Origin of the sequence: Pseudolysobacter antarcticus, assembly GCF_004168365.1 — a bacterium.
GTDB lineage: Bacteria > Pseudomonadota > Gammaproteobacteria > Xanthomonadales > Rhodanobacteraceae > Pseudolysobacter > Pseudolysobacter antarcticus.
The window spans coordinates 1,654,499-1,681,117 of sequence record NZ_CP035704.1 but is presented as its reverse complement, the minus strand read 5'-3'; the positions used below and the strand labels follow the sequence as shown (position 1 = coordinate 1,681,117).

Genomic DNA, 26,619 nt, shown 5'->3' with positions numbered 1-26,619 from the left:
AGCGCTATATGTACGAACAGTCTTCCTTCTTGAGGCGGTAGTACGAGTCGACGCTCACTGCCAATGCGGCGTTTTGTTTTTCCCGGGCATCAAATCGGTTTACCAGGTCACGAACATGCCAATTGATGCGAGCAGCATCACGACCCACGTGAGCCACCCGAGCAGGCGTAGTCCCTGCGGCAGGGAAAATTTCTTCGTCATGATCTTCTGATTCTGCGAGATCAGCATCATGAGAAAAAGCACGGGCACTGCGACCACGCCATTGATGACTGCCGACCAGAACAGCGCCTTGATCGGATCGATCCCGGTAAAGTTGAGGGCCAAGCCTAGTAGGGTCGCCACCGTGATGACGCCATAAAAGCCTTTCGCGTGCTCGGCCCTGTGTTCCAGTCCGGTCCGCCAGTGCAGCAGCTCACCCACGCCATAGGCGGCCGAACCAGCGAGCACAGGAATCGCGAGCATGCCCGTACCTATGATGCCCAACGCAAATAATACGAATGCGAAAGATCCTGCGACCGGCCGCAACGCTTCAGCGGCTTGCGCGGCAGTGTCGATCTTGGTAACGCCATGCGCATGCAAGGTCACCGCACACGTGAGGATGATGAAATACGCCACAAGCGCAGAGAACACCATGCCCACAACCGTATCCAGGCGAATACGCCAGAGATGCCGTGCCGCCTGATGCGGGGCGCGGCGCAGGGGCTTATCGTCACGGACACTGCGCATATCCTCCACTTCCTGCGAGGCCTGCCAGAAGAACAGGTATGGACTGATCGTCGTACCGAGCACGGCGATCAGTGCGGTTAGATAGTCCGAATTGAATGCGAGTTTCGGCAGAAGCGTTGCTTTCATGGCCTCGCCCCACGGCACGTGAACGGCGAACACCGTGGCGACATAGGCGAACAGCGCCATGGTCATCCATTTCAACCACGGTGCATAACGCTTATAGCAAACAAATACTTCAAGGACGACCGACGCCAGTGCAAAGCCCGTCGCGTACAAGAGAACCGGGCCATTGAGAAGCAATTTGGCCGCCGCGCCCATCGCCGCGATGTCGGCGCCAATGTTGATGGTGTTGGCCAGAAAAAGAAGGAACACCACCGGATAGGTGATCCATTTTGAAAAACCATGGAGATTCCCAGCGATGCCTTTTCCGGTGACGCGCCCGATGCGCGCACTGATTTCCTGCACCGCCAACATCAGCGGCAGTGAGAAAAGCATGGTCCACAGCATCGCAAATCCGAACTGCGCGCCGACTTGCGAATAGGTTCCCACGCCACTCGGATCATCGTCTGCAGCCCCAGTGACCAAACCGGGGCCGAGCATGCTGAGAACGGAACTCGGTTGCTCCTCAACTTCCACCTTGTCGCACTTATTCATATTTACCCCTGTGATCTGCGCTGGCCGTAGAAATAAATATCCCTTCACCATGCCGAAGGGGCAGCCATTCGTAGGCGCACTTGCTCGGCTGATTGCTCATGTATAGGCAATAGCCGAGCACTGCGCTAGTTCCATGTTGCCTTGTTGCAACGCATACGTGATTTTTAACAGCATGATGTAACCGCAGAGGGCCGAGGACGAGACCAATGACCCATAAGAACTGAGAAGAAACGCCCGCGTGGAAGCGGATCCGACCTTGCTTCAGCGCTTACTGCAACTGGATCATGAGCAGCAGGGTCGACAACGACGCGCTGAATTCAATGCAGCTATTGACGCGCCGATTGCCACAGGGTTGTTACTACACGCCGAGTTCTTTCTTACGCGCAGCAAGCTGATTTCCCAACGCCAACAGGTCCAATCCGGCTTTGCGTGCGGCGGGGAAAACGCGGGTAGTTTCTTCTTTTACGTGGTGACGAATGTACTCACTGAGTACCTTAATTCTGGCGTCGTAAAGATCGGCACCGACTTGGCTCGCTTCTATCTCACTTATGAGCTTTTTCGCGCCGTCATGCTCGACGTCCGCCTCGTCAAGCAAATCATTGATGGCTTCCGTACCCTTGGCATTGCGCAGCGCGGGATAGAAAATTTCCTCCTCGATCTGTGTATGCACTTCTAGCGCCTTGCAGATCTTGGCGGAAAGCTTTTCTTTGACACTCGCGCTTCGAGCCGCCTCGTACTTATCGAACATTTCCGATACCGCTGCGTGATCAGCTTTGAGGAGCTGGATAGCGTCCGGATGAACGGTTTTTTTGGCTGGCGCTTTCTTAACTGCAGGCATGTTTTTTACTCCTTCGGTTGTCGTTTAATTCAAGAGAACTTCGAGTATTGAAATCCGTGGTCAGTGATGCGAGGCGCTGTGTTTTTTGGAGAAGTGCATATTGGCTTCGTATGCATGAAGTTTGGCGAGGAGACCATATCCGGTAGCTAGATGAGCGTGGTAGGCCGCTTTCGCATCATCGCCTTCGCCATAGTATTTGGCGGCCTCCGCATGTTGGTTTGCGGCTTGCTTATGGTGCTCCACAGCTTTTTCGTGATACTGCACGTGAGACAACTCGTCTAATTCTTTGTGCTGCGCGGTAGACGCTCGCTGAGCATCAACCTTGTTACTCGACTTCATGTGTACTCCATTCCGGCGACAGAACGCCGAACACTGTGGCATGTGACGAATAAGCAACTGGCGTGCCAGCTAGAGAGGCCCATGTTTTTGCAGCTGTCGCGTAACTTGCCGGGCGAACAACCGACTTTGAAAAAAGATTCGTGCAAAATGAAAGCGTCCGCCAGACTAATGCCGATAGATTTGTGTCCTCGGGCGAGGCTGCTATCTCATTCCACGCTCACGCTTCTGTTTGTTGGGCAGCGGGCGTCGACACATTTTATGTTTGCCTACTTGGTGTCGAATTCGATTTTTCGCTTAGTAAGAGGTCGAGATTGATGGTAATTGGCGCGGATCAGCGATGAACGGAATTGGTGCATGAATTCATTAAATTCCCATTTCACAGACAGCAAACCCAAATTCGATATTCTGTCCACCCGCCACTGCGGTCCTACGTCGAGGAACCACCGATGTGTTACTCAGCCCAAATCCGACAGGAATATGCGGCATATGTGCGTGAGTTTGGCGCGGATATCAGCATCGGGGAGTATCAAGATATCTATTGGGAGCGGCAGGAAACGAACTCCAAAATGAAGCTCCCGCGTGCCATGGATATGGCGTTTCTGCGCGATACTTCCAACGAACCGGATGTTCTGAAAATTCAGTCGATGATCCGTCGTTACGATGCGGAACAAGCGACCAAGCTGCAGCAAGAAATCTTCGCGCAGCGCACGCGTCTGGTAGATGCAGAGCGCAAACTGCAAACCAAAATCACCAAAACGGCAACCGAGAGCAAACGCATCGCTACCGACAAAGTCGATCGCGCGATGGCACGACTCGCCGATATGCAAAGGCATGAGTCCAAACCGCGTGACTCACGCATCTTCCCCGGCTGGTATGCGCCGGTGATGATGTGGGAGAACGGGCGTCGCGTCGTGAAGCCGATGCGATATCAGTGCCGACCCGCCGGCAAGCCCGCGTTTTTCGATTCGCGATTTCCAGGCACGTACAACGCGCGACGCGATAACTTGGGAGGATTCTGGAAGGATCTGTTCGGCTATTCGCACGGCGTGGCGATTGTCAGCGCATTTTTTGAAAACGTCAGCCAACACACCATGGAACATCGCGAACTGGCTACAGGCGAGCAAGAGAAAAATGTCATCCTTGAATTTCGGCCTGAGCCGGCGCACGACATGCTGGTAGCGTGTTTGTGGTCGAAATGGACCGAGCCCGGTCAGCCCTCGCTGTTGTCATTTGCAGCGATCACCGATGACCCGCCAGCAGAGGTCGCCGCCGCCGGTCACGATCGCTGCATCATTCCCATCAAACCCGAAAATATTAACGCGTGGTTGAATCCAGATCCGGAGAATCTCTCTGCGCAATACGCGATCCTCGATGATCGTCACCGTCCGTACTATGAGCATCGGATTGCCGCGTAGACAATCGTCGAGACATTCAACCGCCTTCGCTCGCAGATAAAGCGTTCTGCCATGTGTACCGGCTAGGTTGTCACCTGCCTCTGCCTAAATGCCAAGCTGATCCGCGCTCCAGTTGGCGTGGTGACTTTTGGAATGCCGTGGTCAAAATGGAGCTGGGTCGCGTAGCTCATGACAAAAAGACTTCCGGGCGCGAGGTCCAAATGCAAGATCGTTCGCGGTGTCGTTTTGGTGCGAATCGTCATCCGTCGCACAGCGCCCAAGGACAGTATCGCGATTGGTGCATCAACGACCAAGTCATGCAACTTGTCGTTATGCGGTGCGACGCTGTCGCGACCGTCCCGATAAAAGTTAAGTCCCACGCTGTTAAACATCGCCCCCGTGGTGCGGCTAACAGCGTCCGCCGCGGACGCGATGATTTCCGGGAGATTCGGATCGTCCAATGCAAAGCGCGCAACCAACCGCGGCACATCGACGTCGCGGTCATACATGCGTCGACGCTCATCGGCCCAAGTTATGGAATCCCTGAGCGCGACGAACCAGCGCTCTGCAAGATCGAGCGGAATGCACCCCGGGTGATAAGTGATCGCTCCCCGATGGTCGTCCCAAAGGATTTGCGTTTCGGCGGGGAAAAGTGAGGATTGCATGCGACCACAATTAACCAATCAATTATCCATGGAACGTGCGTCACACAAATGATTCAACAGCCGACCGACCGTGAGCACATCTTGTCGATTGTGCTGAATCACGCGACCGAGATTGACGCTGCTCTGACCGCGTAAAAACGCCAGCCACGCGCCGGGCGCTTCTGAGCCCGGCAGATCATCATCACGCACAATGCCCAGCACATGGTGTTCGATCGTTTGCAATCGACAGTTTTCGTACGTGCCGCGATAACGACGTCGGGTCGGATGCAACAAGTCCACATGGCGATGATCATCAAACGGATTCGCTTGGCGATGCATGCGGTAGCGTCCCTTCAGCAGCGGCGCATCATACGACCGACTGTTGTAGCCGATAAAAATTGGTTGGTGCGGAAGCCCATCGGTAAATGCACGCAACATGGCAGCCTCCCCCGCCATCTTCGTCAGATAAATAATGCGCACGACAAACTCTTGCTCTTGCCAGCGACCCCAGCCGATCATGAACGCTTTGGTGCCAACGCCGCCAGCGAGTCCGGTCGTTTCGGTATCGAAACATACGAGTCGCTCGCGTCTGACCGGTTCAACATCGCCCCAAGGCAAGCTCAGTTCTTCCGATCTTATAGAACGCCACCGCCGTTCAACCGCGAATACGCCCTCAGCGATCTCAATCCCCGCCGGTGCGGCCAACGATTGCCGCGTCCGATCGCGGCGCCCAATGAGACGCCGCAACTCCGACACCATTTCTGTGGCACGTGACGGCGTCGCCTCAACTCGCCCGCTCTGTCGCTGCAATGCGCGCAGTCGATCCTTGACCTCGCTCATCGGAACAGGTCGAGCACCGTGGCGGCCAATATCTTTGCCGAGCGACCCGTACTTTCATCCGAAGCGAGTACCGGCCCCACACACGCCGGACAACCGACCGTGCAGCTGCAACTACGTACGAGCTCGCTGGCCTTGGCAATGAGTTCAGCGGCTCGTCGAAACAAGGGTTCGCTCAGACCAATGCCTCCGGGATAATTATCGTAGAGATATACCGTCGGCAGAAACGCGGCCGCAGTGTCCGGATTCTTTGGCTTGCCTTCGGCGTCGCGCCACTGCCCGCGGCCGCGTTGATCCGTGGTAGCAAAATACGCTGCTTCGCCCGATCCCACGGACTGTTGGAGGTCACGCGCCTCGGCCATGACGGCCAACGACGCGACGGTGTGCAGCGCATACGCCGCGCCGAGAAAGCCGTCGAGCGCGTCCTGTCGACTGGCAAACGCGCCGTCCAACGTCGGTTGATCCAGTTGCCACCACACCGCACTCGTCTGTAATTCTTGGTCCGGCAATGAGACTGGGCCGTAGCCAATATTTTCATGCGAATAAAAACGGATTTTCTTGTATCCGCTGACGCGCCGCACGACATGCACCTCGCCGTGATGACACGTGCCCTCGCCCGCGTTGGATCCATCAAAGCGTTCCAGGACTTTGAGCTTGGTGAAGTCAATGGCATCCGTGTAGTAATCCACCGTCGTTCGTGTGACGAAGGCTTTGCGCCCTGGCCAGTCTAAGGTTTCCACCTGATACGGTTGCGACTGGATCATGTAGATCGCACCTTCGTACAACGTGAGCGCGGCGGAGGAATAGTCCACTTCGGCGATGATGGTTTGTTTGCCTTGGCTGCGATCCACCACAACAAAGTTGCCATCGGCGACCGAGCGCAGGCTGACGGCTTGTGCCGGATAGCTATCGGCAATCCAGTCCCACCGCTCGCCCTCGCGGTGTAGTACGCCCGACTCGGACAAAACTTCCAGAAAGTCATCAACGACGACGGTGCCAAACCGGTCGCCTGTGGCAAACGGCAACTCGAAGGCAGCGCAACGGATGTGATCGAGCAGGATCAGCAACTGGTCCGGCGCGATGCGCGCGGTTTCAGGCGGCGCGTGTTCGAAGAACTCCGGGTGGCGCACCACGTATTGATCCAGCGCCTGACTGGATGCCACCAGAATTCCTAGCGATGGACGTTGTCGCCTACCCGCGCGGCCGAGTCGCTGCCACGTCGCGGCGATTGAGCCGGGATAGCCATTGAGGATGGCAACATCGAGCGAGCCGATATCCACACCGAGTTCGAGCGCTGAAGTCGTGACCACACCGTCGATGGTGCCAGCACGCAACGATCGTTCCGTGCTGCGCCGTTCTGTGGGCAGATAACCGCCGCGATAGGCGCGGATGCGTTCCGGTTTGCGTGCATCGGAATCGAATACATCTTTCAGGTACTTGGTGAGCACTTCGACCATCAAGCGTGACTGAGCAAACACGATCGTTTTGAGTTTCGCGCGGATGGCATGGCGTGCGATGCGGTTGGACTGCGAGCGCGCTGAGGCGCGGATACCGAGATCCGCATTCACCACGGGCGGGTTCCACAGCAGGATGTGTCGCTCACCGCGTGGCGCACCGCTCTCGCTGATCGCGATGACGTCTTCGCCGACGAGCGCTTCCGCATGCTCTTTGGCATTGCCGATCGTCGCCGAGCACAGGATGAACTTGGGATGCGCGCCGTAGAACGCACAGACGCGTTTCAGACGCCGTATCACATTCGCCACGTGCGATCCGAACACGCCGCGATAGCTGTGCACCTCGTCGATCACGACGAACTCAAGCTGCTCAAAGAACTGCGCCCACTTGGTGTGATGCGGCAAGATCGCCTGGTGGAGCATATCGGGATTGCTGACAACGATATCGCCATGCACGCGAATGGCTTGGCGTGCGTCGCTGGGAGTATCGCCATCGAAGGTGAAGGCACGCACACCGAGCTCACCGGCGCGATTGAGTTCCAGTAACTCGGCGACTTGATCCTGCGCGAGCGCTTTGGTTGGAAACAAGTACAGCGCTTTGGCGCGACGCGCGCGAACGGCCTCGATGACTGGTAAGTGGTAGCACAGCGATTTGCCCGAAGCTGTTGGCGTGACCACGACCACGTTCTCGCCACGCGCACTGATATCCCAGGCGGCACGTTGATGCGAATAGAGCTGTTCGATGCCGCGACTTGCCAGTGCAGCGCGCGTGGATTGAGAGAGTGCTTCTGGAAACGGCGCGTAGCTCGGTGATGTCGCCGGCAAACGAAAGTAGCCGGTGATGCGATCGCGGTATTTTTCGGCCAAACGCTCGACGAGGCCATCGGCAGAACGCACGTTCAAGTCGGATCGCTGCGCGGTGCGGATGGCTAGGTCGGTCATGCAGGGCTCCGAGTACGGAGACTATTTTTAGACTGCTTGCGTCTCAAATCATGAGACATCAAGACATGCCTGCACAGCGATGACGATGTAGGAAATTTCCTACACGACATTCAGACGGTGTCCATATCCGGATGAGTGAGGCAGCCGCAAACTAGCCGTGCAGATAAGCCCGCCGCATAGGAAGCATGAGGCCGGCGATGGATCGCTGAGCTGTTCTGCATATATCGACGACAGAATGTTCCAACGACTCCGCTCAGGCCGAGTCTAAACAGGATTGAGGAGAACGCTATGGCCATCGCAATCGGGTTTTTCGGCAAGGGCAAGAACGATGACAATCACACTGCATTGCGAGATGTGAGATTTACTCATCGGAATTGCACACATCCGGTTTTGCAACGCGACGGCAGAACTAGTCGATCGCGAATTGTGCTGACCTGTGCCTGCAGTTTTGAAGTGATTATCCCTGTCGCCAGTCCGGCGCTGGAAGCGATCCTAAAGACGGCACGCGATGGGACCATTCGTCCCCTGCCAGCTGGCACCATCACGTCTAATCGTACAAGTCCGATTGCCGTGTATCGCGCGGCCCTGCCGGCGTGATTCGCTAAAGCAAGCTTTCTCCGCTCGCAATCCAGCGGGCATCTATCAACTGCGCATAGCCACAGAGGCTAATACTCTTCCACGCGCTGTTTTGGTTAGATGCAGGTGAGACAAAGCGCACCTTGCCTACACCCTTATCTTAAACCGCGGCCTGCGTGAGTGAAAACGCGTCTTCAGAGGTGTCGTGGCACTAAGATCAATTTTTGTTTGAGGAGCACACCAACGTCGCTGCTGTCCTGAAATTGGACCACCTTACGAGGTTCGAGTGAGCTGACTATTCCCGAACGAATCGAAGAAAGTGGCCCAAAGTGCGGACAATGCGGACAATGCGGTTTACCGCGCTGCCCGCCATGAGTTATTTTATAGCTCATTTTTAGACTGCGGCGACAGACATGCATATCACTAGACTGCTCGCGACGTCCCGGCGGCTAGATTGCTACATTCATCGACACTATGATGCGAGTCAATATCGGCATAGATACTTATAATTTTCACTTCAACCGGAATAGCATAGATGCACGATTATTGTTCTCTTCGAACCAATCCCCGCTGTCCGCCAGCATTGCGGAGGAATTATAGGTAATGTTTTCGCCGGAAATTCGGTAAAAGCTTTAGCCAGTAGCGTTTCAATTGAGGAGGTTTGGCATGTATGTAAACTATGGTGCAGCAGTCATTTTTGGAATATGTCTTGTCGCTGTGCTATTCGCGCTTATTTTTAATAAATCTTTTAGACAAGATTTGTCCGCACAGCCAGGGAAATTTCAGTTCTTTGGCGCGTCAGTAGAGGGCGTTATCGTAGTTCTAATAACGGGACTCCTTGTCGTTGCGCTTCTAGTTTCGACAAACTGGGCTGTCGCGACAGATGTGGCTTACATAAGTGAAACAAATAGCATTCTGCTAGTCAACTTACCTTTCAATCCGTCGATTACTTCGCCTGCAATGGCTAAAGAGAAAATCCGTAAACTTTACGAGGATTCGCAAAAGCCTACCGACATTCTTCTTGCAGTAAAAACCTTAAACCCAACAGATAGCATAAGTGAAGAATTACGTAAGTTGCCCATAATACTCTCAGGACCGTGGGCAATTGATACCAAAGCCAAGATGACATCTCTGTCGGTGCCAAGCGCTATGGGCAAAGGACATGTTAATGCTTGCCCAACCTATGTGAATAGTAAAATTGAAATACGATCAAACTCCCCTATTAATCGTGCCACCGCAAAATCGGTAGAGGTCTATGTCGAGAACTACATCTCTCAAGATGAGACGTGCGAATCAGACTTTCCTTTTATTCAAGTATCCTGCGACTTGGCCAATCAGATTTTTTCAGATGAGGTGGTTACCTGTGACAGATTCAATAGGCCGCTATGGAAGAAACCGACCAAAGATAATCTGCAGCCAGTATTTGTAACCCGACTCTCTACGCATAGCTAGCATAGAGTGAATTCTCCAACGGCAGATTGACGTGGGGACATCGGATACTCAGCGCTATGCGTCTGCGCTGATGATTTCCCACCGAGGGTGAGACAAGTGGCCCCTTCGCTACTCCCTTCTCTTAAACCACACCCCACACGCGGTCAAACACACGTGCAGGTCCGTCGGGCTGTTTGCTCCCTTATCGTATGAGGCAATTTCGCTCCCAATGTCGAAAAAACCTACCAAAAAGGAATCAGAAGGCATAGTAGCCATGAAAATTCCTGCTTTTGTATGCTCACATGCGTTTGCAGATAGCCGTCCGATACTTTTGGTGCTGCATGTCCAGGGTCACTTTCAATTGCTTTGCGGAGGCAACCACGAGATCGATGAGATTTCCAAAGTCATTGCGCTAAATCACTTACTGGAGCGCGATCCCACGCTCTCGGAACTGCAGGATTTGCATAGTGGCTGGGAGGCCGCGCGCACGCATGTTGGTGGCCCCTGGCAACGCGCGAAAATTCGGGCGCAGTACGACGATGCGTCGATGCCGATCACTTCATCAGACCGACGAGGTAACTCAAAATATACCGGTGCACGCGTTCGCAGCGGAAATGGCTTCGAGGACATCGACATGGCCGCCGTCCTTGAGAAGGAAAATGCCGACCTCGGTGTCAAGCCTGGCGAGGCCATTGGCCTTGCACTATCGGGCGGGGGAATTCGTTCGGCTTCGTTTGCCTTGGGGGTGGTACAGGCCCTCATACATTCGGAAGTGCTGGAGAAATTCCACTACCTCTCGACCGTGTCGGGGGGCGGCTATCTCGGCGCAGCAATCCAATGGCTCCGCGCACGGCATCCGGATAATTGGGCAGATCAGCTCGGGCACGAAGGCCGGGGTGTGCGCGAGATCAAAGGCGGCAACACGCAGAAATTCAATTGGTTTGATTTCATCAGGCAACACGGCAACTACCTGCAGCCGAGCGGGATCGGCACGCTTTCATTGGTCGGAGTCGCCGCGCGTGGCGCGTTAGTAAGCGTGGCGCTATATTTCTCACTCCTAGTGCTCTTCGCGATAGTGCCCTACGCCTTAGGGATCTGGCAGGCAGGCGCTAGCTCGACCGATTCAGGAGGGCAACTTCGCTTCTGGACCGTCTCTTCCATGGCGACAACATTGCTCGCGCTCGCGCTGAACTACAGTTTCGCTACATATCTCGCCAGTCGACGGCGCATGGCGCAGATCGGATACGGTGCCATCAGCATTGGTCTGGCGTTGGCCGCGCTTGGCTGGTCGTCCCTTTCGTGGTGTCCGTCGCTCAACGTGTTGTTCCCCGTCGCCGTGCCACTCGTCGTGCTCGCACTCCTGAACGGAGCGATCCTAGGATGGGTCATCACGGAGCACGATGACGTATGGCCTTACCGTATCAGGGTGCGCCTTCAACAGAAACTTGGCGCGTTACTCGCGGCGTGCATCGTGGTGACGGTAGTGTGCGTATTGCCCTGGATCTATTTCGCGCTTCAATCGGTGGGGCGGTTGACTATTCCAATAACTGATTTACTGGGCATCGCTGGAGCGGCCTACCAAGCGACACTCGGTCGCGGCAAGCAGACCGCGGTGTCCGGCATCAGTGGCGAATTGCGCGTCTATGCGTCCATCGTCATCCTACTTCTCGGGATGGCGCTTTCTGCTTATTGGCTTGCCGGCCTGATCTTCTCCCAGGGCGGGGATTGGATATGGAAAGCCGTGTATATCGCGGCCACGGCTTTGGTGCTTTTCGCGTTCATGTGGTTCACAAATCTCAACCTGTTTAATCTCGGTCGCATGTATCGCGACCGCCTAATGGAGAGCTTCTTGCCGGATCCGCAAGATGTTGAACAAAACCAGTGGGATCTGGCGGATCAAGCGGAACGGGATTACATCAAGGTGGGGGCGGCAGCAATACCGCAAATATCCGGGTCTTCCGCTTTGAAGGAAAAACCTAATGGGCTTCTTTCCGAACTTTGGCCTGCAAAAGGCCGCAAGCCGAAGAGTCTTTATCCCATTTTCAACACTAACGCGATTCTCGTCGATGCCAGGAAAGACCGCTTCCGCGGGCGCGGAGGCGACAATTTCATCCTGACTCCGAAGTATTGCGGAAGTGACGCAACCGGGTTGGCGGCGACCGAAAAATTCGCGCACGGCACGCTCACCCTCGCGACCGCGATGGCAGTTTCCGCGGCCGCAGTGAATCCGGACTCTGGCTGCGACGGACGAGGTATCACCCGCAATCGCCTAGTAGCGTTTCTAATGTTTCTGGTTCAGGCACGGCTCGGATGCTGGTTCGTGAATCCAAAATGGCTCGCGAAGTCCGGCAATTCGGACCAGAAACGACGAACCCCCAATTTCATCCGTCCTGGAATTCAAGGGGGATTGTTCGGTCGCGGATCGAACGAAGAGGCCCTGTTCATCGAATTGTGTGACGGCGGCCACTTCGAAAACCTCGGCGCCTATGAACTCATCCGGAGGCGGTGTAAGTTGATCGTAATCGTCTCAGCGGGCGCTGATGTGGAATTCCAGATGGAGGACCTAGGTAACTTGGTGGAGAAGGTGCGCGTTGATTTCGGGGTTGGATTCGACTTCGATACGAACTACTCCATCGATGACATCCGGCCGAAGCGACCGTCGCACAACGTCAATCCGCCCTTTGCGGATCGAGGATTTGCTATCGCACGCATCGGGTATCCCCACATTGGCGGTGCAGTTGCCGAGGCTGGTTGGCTCCTCTACTTGCAGGCGACACCGATTAAGTCGGTCCCGGAGGACGTGCGGACGTATCAGCGACTCAATCCGGACTTTCCGAACGAGACCACAGCCGATCAGTTCTTCGACGAAACGCAAGTTGAGGCCTATCGCGAACTCGGATGGGCCATTGCTCGTGACGCACTCAAGGAGGTAGGAGTGCCAATGTCGTCAAGTCCGTCGCAGGTGCAGCATCAGACCGCTGATGCGAGCACAGCGATTCACTCGATAGGTAATATCCTAGCGTAAATCCCCATCGCAAGCATAGATCGAAGGCACTCAACTACAGGCCGGTAACTAGCACGAAGATCAATAGCGGCGAAGGTAGCGATGAGTGCGCAGCTCGAAGGTGAATAGCGCTTGGTTTTCTACTAACTAATATTGCTCGATGGGCATTTACTCCCGAATAAGAATTGGATCGGATAAATAAATGAAGTGCGGAGGAAATAGATAGCATGTTTTTGGGATTGCATTGATCTTACTTTGGAGGGTTTATGACGAGAATCAACGATGAACAAGCAGCACAATTTGCGTTGCTAGCTATGTACGCTGAGGACATGCTAGATCCCAATCTTCAGGTACTGAATCCACCGCCTGATGCGCGCATGGGTGGCGGATGGAATCTGGTGGGCTATTTGACTGGCCTGGATGCAGTGTTCGGTGGCCAGAAGATCGGACTTGGCCAACGGCTTTACTACGGCTTTCTTGCCTCTTCAGTGAGCCACCCAACGAATTACATCGCAGTCGTGCGAGGGACCGAGAAAATCGTTGAATGGATCGAAAACCTTGACGCGGTTCTCGTCGATGGACCACTGGTTGGAAAAGTCGAGCAAGGATTTTATTCGATCTATGAATCGATGCAGTATTTGTCGACAAAAGTTACGGCGGCCCAAGGAATTGCGTCGGCGTTGCCAGATGGATCAACCATCACCGTAGTTGGACACAGCTTGGGCGCCGCGATAGGCACTTATCTGATGGAAGACTTAGCGCGCATTGGCAATGGAAAATTCACTGTTTTCGGTTCTCTTTTTGCCTCGCCAAGACCGGGTGATGCCGACTACGCGAAAGCTGTGGACACTCTCGTTGGAACCGCCAATTACATGGTCTACAATTACAGCCGAGACATCGTCCCGCACATTCCATTGACTGTACCACTCTTGTTCGGATTCCAGGCGCTTCCAAGCTCTACCTGGATAACCTCGTCAACGGCCCAGGCGCAAATTAAGTTCGACATTTTTTGCAATCATCATGCCTATTGCTATGCAGCTATGTTGGATTTCACAACAACGCGGGGCGTGAACCTTGCCTCGATACCTTGCGTGCTTGGAAAGAATTAAGGAACCTCCTCCAAATGCGATTGCGATTGCGATTGCGATTGCGATTGAAATGCCGGATTCTGTCGTGGCGATTAACTTGCGCCACGTGTAAAAATATTCGGCATTTGGGTAAATCGAGACCGAAACTCGCCACCAGTAATCCCACGGAAATTTGCTAATGGCTTGGTATTTCGAATCCTGACTGAAACAATCCGTCCGCGAGGTGGATCAAACAGATTGTGGGACCTCCTATGATTACCCAACCGTAATTATTTGGCAGCACCTGAATGGCGATTGGCGAAATTGGAAAAGGCGAATTCGAGGGGTTGGGAAGGCGGCACGGCGTTTGAATGCTCTCGATCAGGTCAAGCGTGCGCGCGTCATAGCGATTGACCATAATCTGCGGACCAATGGTTGAGATGATTTGATTTCCGTCGTCACTGAAGAGCGCAACCCCCTTCCCTACGGCCCCATCTTCCGTGAGCTCGGTGGCTCTCAACACTTCACCATCGCTGAGCACAAGACGCTCGCCATTCGGGCTGATTGCGGTACTTGCCCCGCTACTATAAAGATACTGAGGTGCCTGGTAGACGATAGGCGCATTCGGTAACGAAACATCGAGCTTCATTAGTCCCCCTCCACTCGTAGGGACGTACAGTACTTGTCTGACAGGGTCCTTACCGAAGTTTGGCGTATCGCCTACTGAGTGACCGTTTGCGACGGTTGATGTCGCCTGCGTAGCGACGACCACGCGCACGACAGGAGGCCCTGCGGAACCTCCCTGTCGGGCAGACACGAATACTACTCCCGGAATTGCTTCAGCCACATCCCAGGTATACGCGCTTCCTAAAGCGACGCTGATGTCGATTTCATGCTGAACACCCGTGTCTAGGTTATATGTACCGACGGAGCCTGCTGCATTTAACGCAGCGTATAGCATCGTCCCGTCCGAACTAAGGTCGATGCCATTAGGATGAAAGCCCACGTAGATCTCCCGCACGAGTCCTAGGGTCGCCATGTCTACCACGAGCACGCGGTTGCTCAACGGCGCCGCCACATAGATGACGTTGCGAGCGGCGTCCACCCGCACGGAGCTTAGGTCATACCCCATATCTCGCGATGCAAAGACCCAGCCTGCCCTGGCTAACGTCATCGGCCCCCATAGGAAGAGCAAGACCAAGAGTACGAGGAAGCGCCTAATGGTCATCGGGCAGCACAACCTACTGACACGTCCTTGGGCCCTCGCCCACAGCCTATTCAAAAGCACCCCCGAAAATCTCGTCGGGCACTCGTTGAGTGATGCATACCATGTTCGGGGCGATCACCACCCACCCGCCGGCAGGTTCTAGGTTAACAATAGCGGTGGGGATTTCGGGAGGAGACAAATAATTCTCGAAGTTGCAACTCGTCGGCACTATTTCCATCTCGTCGAGCCGCGCGGTATCAAATCGGTGAATTGCCAAAGGTGCGTTACCGTAAGCAGAGGCGATACTCGCGCCGTCCTTTGAGTAGACAGCAACGCCGGGGCCCACGTATCCATCCTCCGTCAGCTCGCTAGCGCGAACCACCTCCCCGCCCCCGAGCACCAGTTTCTGCCCGTCTGGACTTACGGCAATACTGATGTCGATATTGACTAGGCTATCGAACGGAGCAGTCATAGAAATCGGCGCCAAATCCTGAGTGATATCGAGCTTGTATAGAGAGTTGGGGAAAAATCCCTCACCAATGTACAGCGCATTGCCGGTAGGGTCCTTACCAAAGATAGGTGAGGCTCTGATGATTTGGTTGTTCGCCACGCGCGTGGCTGTCATCGTGTTGAGGTCGAGACGGGCTATGTAGCTAAGGCCGCCATCGCCTTCGCCTGCGGATGCAAACACAACGCCGGGCGATGTCTCCGCGATGTCCCAAGTGTAGGTACTTCCCAGCTGCGTGCCGATGCCGACTGAGCTGAAGGTCTCGCCTTGTGTTTTATAGACGAGCACGCTTCCCGATTGGGATAGCGCTGCGTAGAGCGTCTCGGAGTCAGCGCTCAAATCTAGGCCCCGAGGCATATCGCCCGGCGTGTCGATGGTCTTCGAAACGGCATAGGTATGAAGGTCCACGACAGCGATCTGTTTCGCGCCGGGAATAGAAACATAGATGACGCTGCGAACGGGGTCGTAGCGGGCCGCGCCAGGCGCACTGGTGAAATTCACCTGATGCGAAACCCAAACGTCGAGCGCTGCTCCGGGGGCAGAGTGCAGCAGGCCCACAAATAAGATAATAGGTGCAAGTTTGCGCATGTTTCTAATGGTCGAAACTATCGAGGAAAATGCCGTCCGGAATTAGCTGAAGAGTACACAGCCAACTACCGGAGATAAATGCCCAGCCGACTTGTCCCGGCAAATTTCGGATTGCGGTAGGCATTTCTGACCCGTTGAATGGATCGCACGTGGATTCGATTTCATCCACGGCGGCTAAATTCATCGCGTTATGGCGGTAGATGATCACTGGCATCGCGCCGAATGCAGATACAAGGTAGGACCCATCAGCGGAAAACACGGAAGGACCAGCGTGTATGTCACCGACGCTTGAATAGTTTTGTGTTTGAATGACTGTCCCATCCGTGAACGACAGTCGGTCTCCCGTTGGATTTATGGCGAGCCCGAGTCCGGCGTGAATGGAGGGGCCAGTCCCTGGCTGAAGATACGACGATACAGGGGCGCTGACCTGCGAGGTGTCAAATGCCTGGATCGACGGAAATTCGTAGTTCGAAACAAACAATGAGGCGCCGACGGGGTCGACAGCGAAGGCCGGAGAGCAGCGTATGATGTTCTGGTCAGCAACGCGGGTTGCAGTGGCGGCATGGATGTCCGCGCGCACTACGTAAGCAAATCCACCACCGCAAGGACTGGCCGAAGCAAAGACAATACCCGGCGAGACCTCAGCGACGTCGTACGTCCGCGAGTCGCCCAGTGGGAGACTGATGTCAAACTCGTAGCCGACGTCAGTTGTAAGGTCGTAAACGCCGATCGCACCCGCCTGATTTAGCGCGGTGTACAGCGTGTCGCCGTCGTGACTAAGGTCCATGCCCGTAGGATGAAAACCAACGTACACCTGTCGTTGGACTTCGAGTGTGTGGAGATCAACAAAGAAAACGCGGTTACTGCCAGGCACGGATAGGTAAATTCGCTCGCGCTTTGCGTCAACCCGCAACGCTACCGGAACGCCCCCGATATCGACCGAATGCGTTAACCAAGTTGCTCCCGCGGCACTATTCAAGTGGCATCCTATAAACGCAAAGGTGCTTCCGAGCAAAGCACGAAGTGCCCAAAGATTACGATTTCGATGCTGAAAAATTCGAGTACCCATTGCCCACGACATCCAAACTTTGACGTTAAATTGATGAGTATAAAGTAAGCGGTAATTTGGCACTCGACTATTTATCGGCGGTGCAGATTATGTTGATTTTCCCAAGCTATTAAGCTTTCGTTCTCATCGACAGTTGAGCGGGCAACTGCCTCGCGGCAACGCCCTTTCGAAGGCACTCTATGGGCTCAGTCACAAATGAAAGTCCGAGCTAGAATTGCCCAATCCTAAGCGAGAATCGACACCCTGCCGTAATGCACCTAGCGTCTATGGCTCAGGAAAAGGACCCGACGCCAGTGCCCTGATCATGAAAAGCTTACAGGACCGACCAATATCCAGCAGGAACCACAGACGACTGCAGTACATTTGGAATGGCTGTTAACCAGCTTCAGCGTGGTGACCTGGAACCGTGTACTTTTACATGCGGCGCAACGCGGTAACTCCGATGCAGTAGCTTCGTTTCTGATACCGGGTTTGATCTTCGCTTTTTTGGATAGGTTGACGTGCATACATTTCTCCTGCGGTTCATAGATGGCCTGGTTTTCGGGCCGCGATGGTTCGCAGTGAAATTAGTATCGTCAGCCCTTTCGGCACGCCTGCGAGCAGCTATCGGGAAATGCGGCGCGACGTGTCCCAGATACCTCCCGGAGGGGGCGTGCATTGAGCGGGGAGACATAATTTAGCGAACGAGCAATGGTGACTGCGGCTTCAAACAATCATCGGCCAAGCCCGCCATAACCGGAACCACCGGAGAAAAGCCGAAGCGGTTACGACCGACTCATTGGCAGACTAGCCGCATTCAACAGAGCTATCAGTTTCAACCGTGCGAGGGATTCCACCGATTCCGAACTCGGGCATTTTCAACACGGCTTCAGCGACTTCGTTCGGCAAGTACTGCGCATAGTGCTTGCGCGTGATACGGCTATCGCTGTGTCCGAGCGCCTTGGCAACGAGCTCAATGTCATTTGTAGCCAACAGCAATAGCTTGCCGTAGGTAGCTCGTGTCACTTTGAAGCTGACATTTGAGAGTCCCGCACCGGTCGCCGCTTCTTTTATGGGACGAGCTTGATGTGATTTGCCCCAAGGATCTCCGTCAGATCGAGCGAACATGAACATGCCTGGGAAACGTCCCTCCGTATGCGCTTTGAAAAAACGACAACCCTCTCCTGTCAACGGTTGATAGAGCGTCTTACCGGTTTTTGTCTGATGGATCCGAATTGCCGAACGTGCCGCGTCAAAGTCGCTGACGCGTAATCGCACGATCTCACCGTAGCGAGCGCCCGTCATAAGCGCGGCTTCTACCACGGGGCGAAAATCGGCCGCGCAATGGTCGAGCAGACCTCGCGCATCTTCTACACTGAGCATTCTTGGCGGCCCTGAGTCCGACACCTTTAGAGGTTTGACCTTGGCCCAGGCGTCGCGCGTCATGATGCCGTTGGAGGATATCCGCCAAGCATGATTCAACGCCGCCCGAAACGTATTCCATATCCGATTGGTGGTCTGGGTGCGGCGCCTAAGAACCTCAGGGTCATTCATATTCACTGCACGGGCGCTGCGAATGCCTTCGCCATGTCCGCGAACCGATGGTGGAGTATTCCTGACTCTGCTCTGCCAATTCTTCAGATCCGAATCGGTAATCGAATTGACGAACATCCGCCCCAAAATTGGCCGCACGTGTCTCGCCGTTTGTTGCGCATCTGTTTTTACGGATGAGTCTTGTGGATTCGAGCGCTGCCGATCCTCGAAGTACGCGTCGAGGGCCTGGTTGACGGTCACATTTTGCGCCTTCGGCTCAACGTGGCTAATGCGTATCCCCCTTGCTCGCTCCTGTGACGCAGCGACGGCCTGAATATAGGTCATGGATAGACCGTCGTGTGCCGCGTCCATGAAATCGTCGGCTACGCCAAGGCGTTCGCGTATGTACTTTCCATCCACAACGCGCTTAGTAACCCACGTGTGTGAAACAACGCGCTTTGAGTAGCCAACAAACAGCCCTGGGATTATCTGACGCCAGTAAGGCGCCTTCCGAGACTTCAGACGCGACCGTGACTCGCGGGTGGCTATCGATAAACCTTTCGGGGTGCGTGCCATTGTTATCGCCTCATCATTGAAAATAGTTCATGAGGTGCCTTCGATTGCCTTCGAATACCGGCACGAACCCTGATGAACTTACGTGAACTACCACGCATTTATTATAACATTTTCAATGGTTTACGAACAATATTTTTGCTGGTTGTCGCCGCCCTTTCACGGCAGTAACAGGGGTTCGAATCCCCTTGGGGACGCCATATACGTCAACAACAAAGCCTGCCTTGCGCAGGCTTTGTTGTTTCTGCGAATCCGATTCATTGCGACGAGCGCGGCAAAGCGCTCGCCACATCCCTGAACGATGCCAGCGCCGCTTCCAGATGCTCGATGATTTCCAGCGCCAGCACATCCGGCGCGGGCAAGTCGTCGAGATTGTCGAGGCTGTCGTCCTTGAGCCAGAAGATGTCGAGGCTGGCCTTGTCGCGCGCAGTCAGGGTCGCGTAATCGAAATACTTGAAGCGCTCGGTTTCGCTGCGTTCGTGGCGATTTGGTGCATGGTAGCTATCGATGAAATCCTGCAAGTCATCCCGCTTGAGGGTGCGCGTCTTCAGCGTGAAGTGCTTGTTGGTGCGCAGGTCGTAGATCCATACGCCCTTGGTATGCACCTTGCCGTCCTTCGGCTTGTTGTCGAAGAACAGCACGTTTGCCTTCACGCCCTGCGCATAAAAAATGCCGGTAGGCAATCGCAGCAAGGTATGCACATCGCAGGTAGCCAGAAGTTTGCGACGAATCTTTTCGCCCGCACCGCCCTCAAACAGCACGTTGTCCGGCAGCACCACGGCAGTTTGGCCAGTAGTCTTGAGCATGGCGACGATGTGCTGCAGAAAGTTGAGCTGCTTATTCGACGTGGTCTGCCAGAAATCCTAGCGCTCATAGGTCAACGCGTCGCGATCTTCTTCACCATCCTCGTTGGTGATGGTCATGCTGCTTTTTTTGCCGAACGGCGGATTGGCCAGCACGTAGTCGAACGTTTTTTGCGGCTCAGAAATCAACGCGTCGGCGCGATCAACCGAAGGCACGCCATCGATATCGCCGATGTTGTGCAGAAACAAATTCATCAGGCACATGCGCCGCGTACTCGCGACAATCTCGTTGCCATGAAACGTTTCGTTGCGCAAAAACTTGGCCTGCGACTGATTGAGTTGATGGCCTTCGCGCGTCAGCCATCCATACACACCGAGAAAAAAACCACCGGTGCCGCACGCTGGATCGGCCACCGTTTTCTTCGGCTCCGGCTGCACACATTCCACCATCGCTTGAATCAACGCGCGTGGCGTGAAGTATTGCCCAGCGCCGCTCTTGGTGTCTTCGGCGTTCTTCTGCAGCAGGCCTTCGTAGATCATCTGCACCAGTCGCGCGAGTTTCGCCGGGTCTTGAATTTTGTTCTGTGCCGTGAAGAAAATCGCGCCCAGCATGCCCGGCTCGTCGCCGAGCTTGTGCAGCACAGTGAGGTAATGCGCTTCCAGCGGCTCGCCGTTTTTTGTACGCAAGCTGTTCCAGTCGCAACTGCGCGGAATGTGCGTGTCGCGGCTGTGCGGTGGCTGCGCGTATTCGTGCGCCAGCTTGAGAAACACCAGGTAGGTGAGCTGTTCCAGATAATCGCCGTAACCCACGCCGTCGTCGCGCAGCGTGTGGCAGAAATTCCAGAGCTTCTGGACGAGGGTGCTGCTGTTCATGGTTTCTTCGGGCCTTTCGATTTCTTGTGGGGCATCAGTCTTGCGGCTTCGGATTCGAGCTGGGCCATATCGTTGTCGGCCTCCTGCTCGGCAGCCAATCGTTCCTGCTCACGACGGCGCGCATCGAACGCGGCGAAGCGTTCGTCCACGATGCTCTCCATCTTGTCATGCGATACATGTCCCGCACCGCTCAGGATCGCCCGTTCGTCGAAAGTGAGGAATCGATCCGTCTGACTGATCCATTCCGCCATGCGCGTTTCCATGCGGCGCAATGCGCGGTCCTCGGCAAAATCGAGGAAACGTGTCACCAGACGGTTGAGCTGGTCGAGTTCGTCGGCTCTGAGGTAATTCTTGGACACCACCGCATCGGCCTTGCGGATGCGCGAGCCGGACCAGTTGGTCAGCCCCATATACTCTACCGCGGCATCGGCGCGCGCCACGATCAGCTCGGCGGCAGTGTGGTCGGTCACAGCAAACACGAGCTTGTTCTGGATCGTGGCAAAAAAGGTCTTGGCCGTTTGTGCAGTGCCGTCGTAGTCGCTGCTGCTGGCCTTGAACAGATCGCGCAGCTTTTGATAGAAACGTTTCTCCGAGCTGCGGATGTCGCGGATGCGCGCCAGCAGTTCCTCGAAGTAGTCGGCCCGCTCGGCATCCTTGAGCCGGGCGTCGTTCATCGCAAAGCCTTTGACCAGGTACTCGGCGAGCACCGTACCAGCCCACCGACGGAACTGGTTACCGCGCGGTGAACGCACGCGATAGCCCACCGCCAAGATCATTTCCAGCCGATACAACTGAACCGTGCGGCTCACCTCCCGCGTGCCTTCGGTTTGAACTGTCAAGGAATCCTTGACAGTTGCCTCAGCCACCAACTCGCCTTCATCGAGAATATTCCGGATATGCAGGCTAACGTTTTGCTTGGTGGTTTCAAACAGCTCGGCGATCTCCGCCTGCGTCAGCCATGCCGTACCGTCAACAGCGCGCAACTGGATATCCGCACGGCCATCCTCGGTGCGATACAGAATCAGTTCGCCCTTGCTGTCGCTCATGATCGTTCCTTCGTTTTTCGCTTTGTTTTGCTCACCCGCTTCTCACCGGCTGCGATCCGTTCGATGCGGATGCGTTCCAGCAAAACGCTGGCGGGTTCGTCGTTGGGATCTTGCGGCACGAGCTGGCCGGCGAAGGCGGCTTTGAGGATGTTTTTGCGTTGGGCGGTGGATTGTGTTAATCCACGTTCGACACTTCTTTTGCTGCTCTGTCGTGGCATCGAGTGCAGGCGTGAGACGCGCAAGAATTTCTACGCTCTCGGCTTCCGGCGCAATCGGAACTGGGAACGCCCGCAACATCGTCATATTTATTGAGGCTAGATTAGTTGTCTGCTTACCGGCTGACTTGAACCAAGTCTTGCCGAACGTATTCCCGTGGTGAGAAATCAATTCGGATGGCGTCGCATCGAGATATGGCCGCATGCGGAAGACATGGTTCTGGTGAATGCACTCAGGGACTTCCCCGCGCCAAACCCAACCGCGGCCGAGCTTGTCGAGATCGCCGCCCTCGTTAAAGAGTACGTCGCCGGACAACAGCCGAAGCTCCCGAATATCGGCTTCGGTGGCTTCGATCATTTTGACTTGGGCCAGATTGAGGTAACCCCGCTGCACGTTAGCCACACGAAGATAAGCAACCTCTCGCGTCACGACGGCTACCGCTCGCTTGGTGCCTTTGGCAACTCCAGACGCAATTTCTCCTAGCATGTCGAGACTGGCCCATACCCAGCTACTCGGAAGCGACGGCAGCTCGGTGATGTTGGGGGCGACGGGTTCGGGATATTTGGCTTGCCAGTCTTTGGGTGGGGTTTTGCCTTGCTCGGCGAACTTGGCGAGTTGTTTGGTTTCCCAGCGGGCGCGGCGTTCGGTGAGGATGCGTTGCAGCAGGTCGGCGCCGGTTTCGCTTTGGCGGTCATTCTCGCGAAAGCCAGAATCCATGACGCCCTGATGCGCAAATCCAACGGATCCCCGCTTTCGCAGGAATGGCGACGGTGGTGAAGGATCGTAGCTGTGTCGAGCTGCGCGCCAGTCGGCGCTCAGCGCGCCTTCCACCGCTGCCTTGAGTAGCGACTGTCGATATTGCACCAGCTTGCGCTGCGCTGCTTTTAGTTCGGCCACACCAGCATCGAGATCGGATAGCAGCTCTTCGAGCTTTTCGACGATGCGAGTTTGTTCTGCAAGCGGTGCTATAGCCATCGGAAAGCTGGCAAGAGCCGGACCTTCGATACTTGCAACAGTCGTCCCATCCTTTGCACAACTATCCAAAATTTCTCGTTCTTTGGAGATGAATTGCCACGCAAGATAGCGAGCATCTATACCTTGCTTAGGCACAAACGCTCGCATGTCTTGGTTAATGGTCACAGGAATCTTGTTGATAGATACCGGGAGAGTGCGTGACAGAATTCCGGACCGCACTACGATCAAAACGCTATCACGAGGAACCAGCGTAAGACGAACCAGTGCTTTATCAGTAATCGAGTCTTCGCTAGACGTTACGAAGAAGCTCTTCATATCCTTTGGCGAAACCCATGGGATATTCCCTTGATCCCAATAGGACGGTTCGCTCTTAGACGGAGTACCTCCGCCTGATGAGCGCGCAACATCCATGATTGTTGCAATAGACCAGCCCATCAGTACGCTTACTTCACTCAAGCTACCAACTCCTCATTCATTTCCGCCAGCAGCCCATCAAGCTGCTCGCCAAATACATTCCACGCTTTACGACGTGGCGCGCTGCGCATTGTGGCGGAAGATCCACTCCTGAAACCGTTTGTCGACACTTTCGGCAAACGGTTTGAGTTCGTTATCCAGCCCCAGCGCAAAACGCACCAGCGCGACGAGATCGGTAAGCTGGCGGCGTGTGTCGACGCCTTTCACCTGGCTGGCCTGCACGCGCGCATACGCCGACCACAAACGCTCGGTGGTGAGCATCAGCGGCGGGCGCGCGAGCGCATCGTGCAAGTCCGCAATCATGTCGAAGGTAAGCTGACGACGCTGATACGGTTGCTGGTAGAAAAAATCCAGCGCGGCGATTTCATTGCGATGCTCGCGCAGGTAATCGCTGAATTTCTGCACCGTGGCCCGCGCCTGTTCTTCGGCCCGCGCGCTGTAGCCGGCGTAGGTGACTTGATCAAGATTGATATGGTCGATCAGTTGCTCACGTTCGCGGCGCGCGGATTCGATCAGGTCACGCAATTTCGGATCATCAAACGGCTGGCACGCGATCGCCACACGTTGCGTGCGCGCGGCGGCGAGTTCATCGGCCGTGAGCGTGCTTTCGCTGCGCGTGATGCCGCTGGCCTTGGCGGTTTCAAGCGCATCGGCCACCACCCGATCGGGATCAAGCGCACTCACCAAACCACGCGCCAGATCTTTCAGCGCGATGCCGCCAGCGGTGTGCGTGATGCGCGTCAGCGCCTTGTCATCGAGTTGTTTGCTGAGCCGCACCAAACGATTGCCGAGGGTGAGCACGGTATCGTCATCACGGCCGCCCACGGCGATACTTTTGAGCAAGGCATCGAGCGAAACACCGGGCTTCTTTTCCAGCGGGCGACTTTCGGTCTTGAGCGATTTTTCCACGCCGACTGCATCAATCAGCACGAAATGGGTCTTGGCGCTGTCGGCGCTGTTGCTGACTTTTTTCAGCGACTCGGCATCAAGGCTGCGCACGCCGCGGCCTTTCATCTGCTCGTAATAACCCTTGCTGCGCACGTCGCGCATGAACAGCAAAACTTCCAGCGGTTTCACATCGGTGCCGGTGGCAATCATATCGACGGTGACGGCCATGCGCGGATAATAGTCGTTGCGGAAATTGGAGAGGATGGTGTCGGGATCTTCATCGGCTTTGTAGGTGACTTTTTTGCAAAATGCGTTGCCTTCGCCGTAAACCTCGCGCACCAGTTTGATGATGTCATCGGCGTGGCTGTCGGTCTTGGCGAAAACCAGGGTCTTGGGTACTTCTTTGCGGCTAGGAAAGATGCGGGTTTCCACGGCAGTTTTCATCGCCTGGATCACTTGGCGAATCTGGCTGATGTTGACCACCGAGCGATCCAGCTCGCGGCCGGTGTAGGCGATGTCCTCATCGGTTTCGGCCCAGCGCTTTTTGCGGGTTTCGCGATCGCGGTGATCGATCCACTCCTTGGCTTTCAGCTCGGCGCCGACGCGGGTGATCTGGGTTTCGATCTCGAATACGTCATAACCCACATTGACGCCATCGACTACGGATTGTTCGTAGCTGTATTCGGCGACGACGTTTTCGTTGAAGAAACCATAAGTGCGTTTGTCCGGCGTGGCGGTGAGGCCGATCAGAAACGCGTCGTAATAATCCAGCACCTGTTTCCACAGGTTGTAGATGCTGCGATGACACTCGTCGATGACGATGAAATCGAACGTCTCGATCGGCACCGCCGCGTTATATGAAACAGGCTTGGCTTGCTTGTGTGTCTGCGGCAATTCGGCGAGCGAGATATCTTCGGCAGAATCATCGATCGACTCACCGGACAAGATCGAATACATGCGCTGGATCGTGCTGATGCAAACCTGCGCGTGCGGATCAATGTGACTGCTGGACAGACGCTGCACGTTGTACAACTCGGTAAATTTACGGCCATCGTCCGGCGGCGCGTAGGCCATGAACTCCTGATGCGCCTGCTTGCCGAGGTTACGCGTGTCGACCAGAAACAATATGCGTTTGGCGCCACCAAATTTGAGAAGACGATAAATTGAGGTGATTGCCGTAAAGGTTTTTCCCGCGCCCGTAGCCATATGCACCAAGGCGCGCGGCTTGTTCAGCGCCAGCGATTTTTCAAGACCGCTGACCGCACTAACTTGGCAATCGCGCAGATTGCGGATCGGCAAGACCGGCATTTTTTCGGCGAGGCGATGGCGCAGCGTTTCGGATTCTGCTGCCCATGCCGCCAAGGTTTGTGGCTGAAAAAAATGGAACAGCTCGCGAGCGCGCGGCGCGGGATCGCGAGCATCGGTGAAATGAATAATCTGGCCGGTGCTCTCATAAAGAAAACGCAGCGGTTTCTGATTGCTGCGCCATTTCAGCGTGGCATTGGCGTAACGTTCGGTCTGCAGTTCGTGGACAGTGAGATTTTGACCAGCCTCATCGCGCTTGGCTTCGATCACACCCAGCGGTTCGCGATTTACAAACAGCAGGTAATCTGCCGGGCCGCTGTCAGTCGCGTACTCGCGCACCGCGACACCTTTTGCGGCACCGAGATTGAGCTGACTCATATCCTGTACTACCCAGCCCGCGGCTTCGAGCTTTTGGTCGATGATCTGTCGAGCCTTGGATTCTGGCGTCACGACTACTCCCTGCGGCCGACGCTGCGGCTGGTTTCAATGTGCCGCGATGCCGCTGACACACTCTTTTTGCCAACGTGCTGGCAATGGCCGAAATACGCAGGAGAATTTTTTGCAGGATTGCTCAGACGGACATCTAACGGAGCCAACAGATTCTGCGTATCCAGCGACACTTCGCCGCCGAGTGTCGGCGAACACTCCGATGTTCGCAAGCCCCGATGCGACTACG

Annotated in this window: 17 protein-coding genes, 1 tRNA gene and 2 pseudogenes; 6 read left to right on the top strand and 14 right to left on the bottom strand. The window is 55.2% G+C overall.

Annotation, left to right across the window (positions count from 1 at the left end; all coding sequences use genetic code 11):
* Positions 1-99 precede the first annotated feature (99 nt).
* The 3 genes from ELE36_RS07090 to ELE36_RS07080 all read right to left on the bottom strand — a co-directional run bounded on the left by ELE36_RS07090 (position 100) and on the right by ELE36_RS07080 (position 2,557).
* Positions 100-1,380 carry an NRAMP family divalent metal transporter gene (locus ELE36_RS07090; RefSeq protein WP_129832406.1) on the bottom strand — a complete coding sequence of 427 codons (1,281 nt, stop codon included), beginning with the start codon at positions 1,378-1,380 and terminating at the stop codon, positions 100-102.
* A gap of 358 nt (positions 1,381-1,738) precedes the next feature.
* Positions 1,739-2,218: a hemerythrin domain-containing protein gene (locus tag ELE36_RS07085; protein ID WP_129832405.1), complete on the bottom strand. Its 480-nt coding sequence runs from the start codon at positions 2,216-2,218 to the stop codon at positions 1,739-1,741.
* A gap of 60 nt (positions 2,219-2,278) precedes the next feature.
* Positions 2,279-2,557 (bottom strand): hypothetical protein, encoded by a 279-nt coding sequence (locus tag ELE36_RS07080; RefSeq protein ID WP_129832404.1) that lies wholly within the window; start codon positions 2,555-2,557, stop codon positions 2,279-2,281.
* A gap of 350 nt (positions 2,558-2,907) precedes the next feature.
* On the opposite strand from ELE36_RS07080, the gene ELE36_RS07075 reads away from it, so the two are divergent.
* Positions 2,908-3,972: an SOS response-associated peptidase family protein gene (locus ELE36_RS07075; protein WP_340642630.1), complete on the top strand. Its 1,065-nt coding sequence runs from the start codon at positions 2,908-2,910 to the stop codon at positions 3,970-3,972.
* Positions 3,973-4,034: 62 nt separating this feature from the next.
* Here the strand turns inward: ELE36_RS07075 and ELE36_RS07070 are convergent, their stop codons facing one another.
* The 3 genes and pseudogenes from ELE36_RS07070 to ELE36_RS07060 all read right to left on the bottom strand — a co-directional run.
* On the bottom strand, positions 4,035-4,616 hold the full coding sequence (locus tag ELE36_RS07070) for an alpha-ketoglutarate-dependent dioxygenase AlkB (protein ID WP_129832403.1): 582 nt from the start codon (positions 4,614-4,616) through the stop codon (positions 4,035-4,037).
* Between the two features lie 18 nt (positions 4,617-4,634).
* Positions 4,635-5,213, bottom strand: coding sequence for a ribonuclease H-like domain-containing protein (locus ELE36_RS07065; protein WP_165371520.1), 579 nt, complete (start codon positions 5,211-5,213; stop codon positions 4,635-4,637).
* A 227-nt stretch (positions 5,214-5,440) separates the two neighbouring features.
* Positions 5,441-7,828 (bottom strand): annotated as a pseudogene (locus tag ELE36_RS07060) (DEAD/DEAH box helicase); the annotation flags it as partial.
* Between the two features lie 288 nt (positions 7,829-8,116).
* On the opposite strand from ELE36_RS07060, the gene ELE36_RS07055 reads away from it, so the two are divergent.
* The 4 genes from ELE36_RS07055 to ELE36_RS07040 all read left to right on the top strand — a co-directional run bounded on the left by ELE36_RS07055 (position 8,117) and on the right by ELE36_RS07040 (position 13,948).
* A complete protein-coding gene (locus ELE36_RS07055) occupies positions 8,117-8,425 on the top strand; it encodes a hypothetical protein (protein WP_129832400.1) in 309 nt (102 codons plus the stop codon).
* 645 nt (positions 8,426-9,070) lie between these two features.
* Entirely contained in the window at positions 9,071-9,856 is a 786-nt protein-coding gene (locus ELE36_RS07050) for a hypothetical protein (RefSeq protein ID WP_129832399.1), read from the top strand.
* Between the two features lie 253 nt (positions 9,857-10,109).
* On the top strand, positions 10,110-12,860 hold the full coding sequence (locus ELE36_RS07045; RefSeq protein ID WP_207215885.1) for a patatin-like phospholipase family protein: 2,751 nt from the start codon (positions 10,110-10,112) through the stop codon (positions 12,858-12,860).
* A gap of 245 nt (positions 12,861-13,105) precedes the next feature.
* On the top strand, positions 13,106-13,948 hold the full coding sequence (locus ELE36_RS07040; protein ID WP_129832398.1) for a lipase family protein: 843 nt from the start codon (positions 13,106-13,108) through the stop codon (positions 13,946-13,948).
* A 154-nt stretch (positions 13,949-14,102) separates the two neighbouring features.
* Here ELE36_RS07040 and ELE36_RS07035 read toward each other — a convergent pair whose 3' ends face one another.
* From ELE36_RS07035 to ELE36_RS07020, 4 genes are all read right to left on the bottom strand, one after another.
* The gene (locus ELE36_RS07035; protein ID WP_129832397.1) at positions 14,103-14,555 is read right to left on the bottom strand and encodes a hypothetical protein; all 453 of its coding nucleotides are present in this window, start codon (positions 14,553-14,555) and stop codon (positions 14,103-14,105) included.
* 625 nt (positions 14,556-15,180) lie between these two features.
* Complete coding sequence (locus ELE36_RS07030) at positions 15,181-16,209, bottom strand: YncE family protein (protein WP_129832396.1); 1,029 nt, start codon at positions 16,207-16,209, stop codon at positions 15,181-15,183.
* Positions 16,210-16,213: 4 nt separating this feature from the next.
* A complete protein-coding gene (locus ELE36_RS07025; protein WP_129832395.1) occupies positions 16,214-17,188 on the bottom strand; it encodes a YncE family protein in 975 nt (324 codons plus the stop codon).
* An 876-nt stretch (positions 17,189-18,064) separates the two neighbouring features.
* Positions 18,065-19,366 (bottom strand): tyrosine-type recombinase/integrase, encoded by a 1,302-nt coding sequence (locus tag ELE36_RS07020; RefSeq protein ID WP_129832394.1) that lies wholly within the window; start codon positions 19,364-19,366, stop codon positions 18,065-18,067.
* A gap of 129 nt (positions 19,367-19,495) precedes the next feature.
* Here ELE36_RS07020 and ELE36_RS20310 point away from each other — a divergent pair.
* Positions 19,496-19,563, top strand: a tRNA-OTHER gene (locus tag ELE36_RS20310).
* A gap of 57 nt (positions 19,564-19,620) precedes the next feature.
* Here ELE36_RS20310 and ELE36_RS20690 read toward each other — a convergent pair.
* The 4 genes and pseudogenes from ELE36_RS20690 to ELE36_RS07000 form a co-directional block, all read right to left on the bottom strand.
* A pseudogene (locus tag ELE36_RS20690) lies at positions 19,621-21,039 on the bottom strand (class I SAM-dependent DNA methyltransferase).
* A complete protein-coding gene (locus ELE36_RS07010; RefSeq protein WP_129832393.1) occupies positions 21,036-22,085 on the bottom strand; it encodes a virulence RhuM family protein in 1,050 nt (349 codons plus the stop codon). The pseudogene ELE36_RS20690 and the gene ELE36_RS07010 overlap by 4 nt, the downstream one beginning before the upstream one ends.
* A 42-nt stretch (positions 22,086-22,127) precedes the next feature.
* On the bottom strand, positions 22,128-23,732 hold the full coding sequence (locus ELE36_RS20500) for a restriction endonuclease subunit S (protein WP_129832392.1): 1,605 nt from the start codon (positions 23,730-23,732) through the stop codon (positions 22,128-22,130).
* 66 nt (positions 23,733-23,798) lie between these two features.
* The gene (locus tag ELE36_RS07000; protein WP_207215883.1) at positions 23,799-26,393 is read right to left on the bottom strand and encodes a type I restriction endonuclease subunit R; all 2,595 of its coding nucleotides are present in this window, start codon (positions 26,391-26,393) and stop codon (positions 23,799-23,801) included.
* Between the last annotated feature and the right edge of the window lie 226 nt (positions 26,394-26,619).

Excerpts from the sequence above, each read along its gene's own strand:
- ELE36_RS07090 (WP_129832406.1), bottom strand. The coding sequence starts at position 1,380 with ATGAATAAGTGCGACAAGGTGGAAGTTGAGGAGCAACCGAGTTCCGTT.
- ELE36_RS07085 (WP_129832405.1), bottom strand. The coding sequence starts at position 2,218 with ATGCCTGCAGTTAAGAAAGCGCCAGCCAAAAAAACCGTTCATCCGGAC.
- ELE36_RS07080 (WP_129832404.1), bottom strand. The coding sequence starts at position 2,557 with ATGAAGTCGAGTAACAAGGTTGATGCTCAGCGAGCGTCTACCGCGCAG.
- ELE36_RS07070 (WP_129832403.1), bottom strand. The coding sequence starts at position 4,616 with ATGCAATCCTCACTTTTCCCCGCCGAAACGCAAATCCTTTGGGACGAC.
- ELE36_RS07055 (WP_129832400.1), top strand. The coding sequence starts at position 8,117 with ATGGCCATCGCAATCGGGTTTTTCGGCAAGGGCAAGAACGATGACAAT.
- ELE36_RS07050 (WP_129832399.1), top strand. The coding sequence starts at position 9,071 with ATGTATGTAAACTATGGTGCAGCAGTCATTTTTGGAATATGTCTTGTC.
- ELE36_RS07045 (WP_207215885.1), top strand. The coding sequence starts at position 10,110 with ATGAAAATTCCTGCTTTTGTATGCTCACATGCGTTTGCAGATAGCCGT.
- ELE36_RS07040 (WP_129832398.1), top strand. The coding sequence starts at position 13,106 with ATGACGAGAATCAACGATGAACAAGCAGCACAATTTGCGTTGCTAGCT.
- ELE36_RS07035 (WP_129832397.1), bottom strand. The coding sequence starts at position 14,555 with ATGAAGCTCGATGTTTCGTTACCGAATGCGCCTATCGTCTACCAGGCA.
- ELE36_RS07030 (WP_129832396.1), bottom strand. The coding sequence starts at position 16,209 with ATGCGCAAACTTGCACCTATTATCTTATTTGTGGGCCTGCTGCACTCT.
- ELE36_RS07020 (WP_129832394.1), bottom strand. The coding sequence starts at position 19,366 with ATGGCACGCACCCCGAAAGGTTTATCGATAGCCACCCGCGAGTCACGG.
- ELE36_RS07010 (WP_129832393.1), bottom strand. The coding sequence starts at position 22,085 with ATGAGCGACAGCAAGGGCGAACTGATTCTGTATCGCACCGAGGATGGC.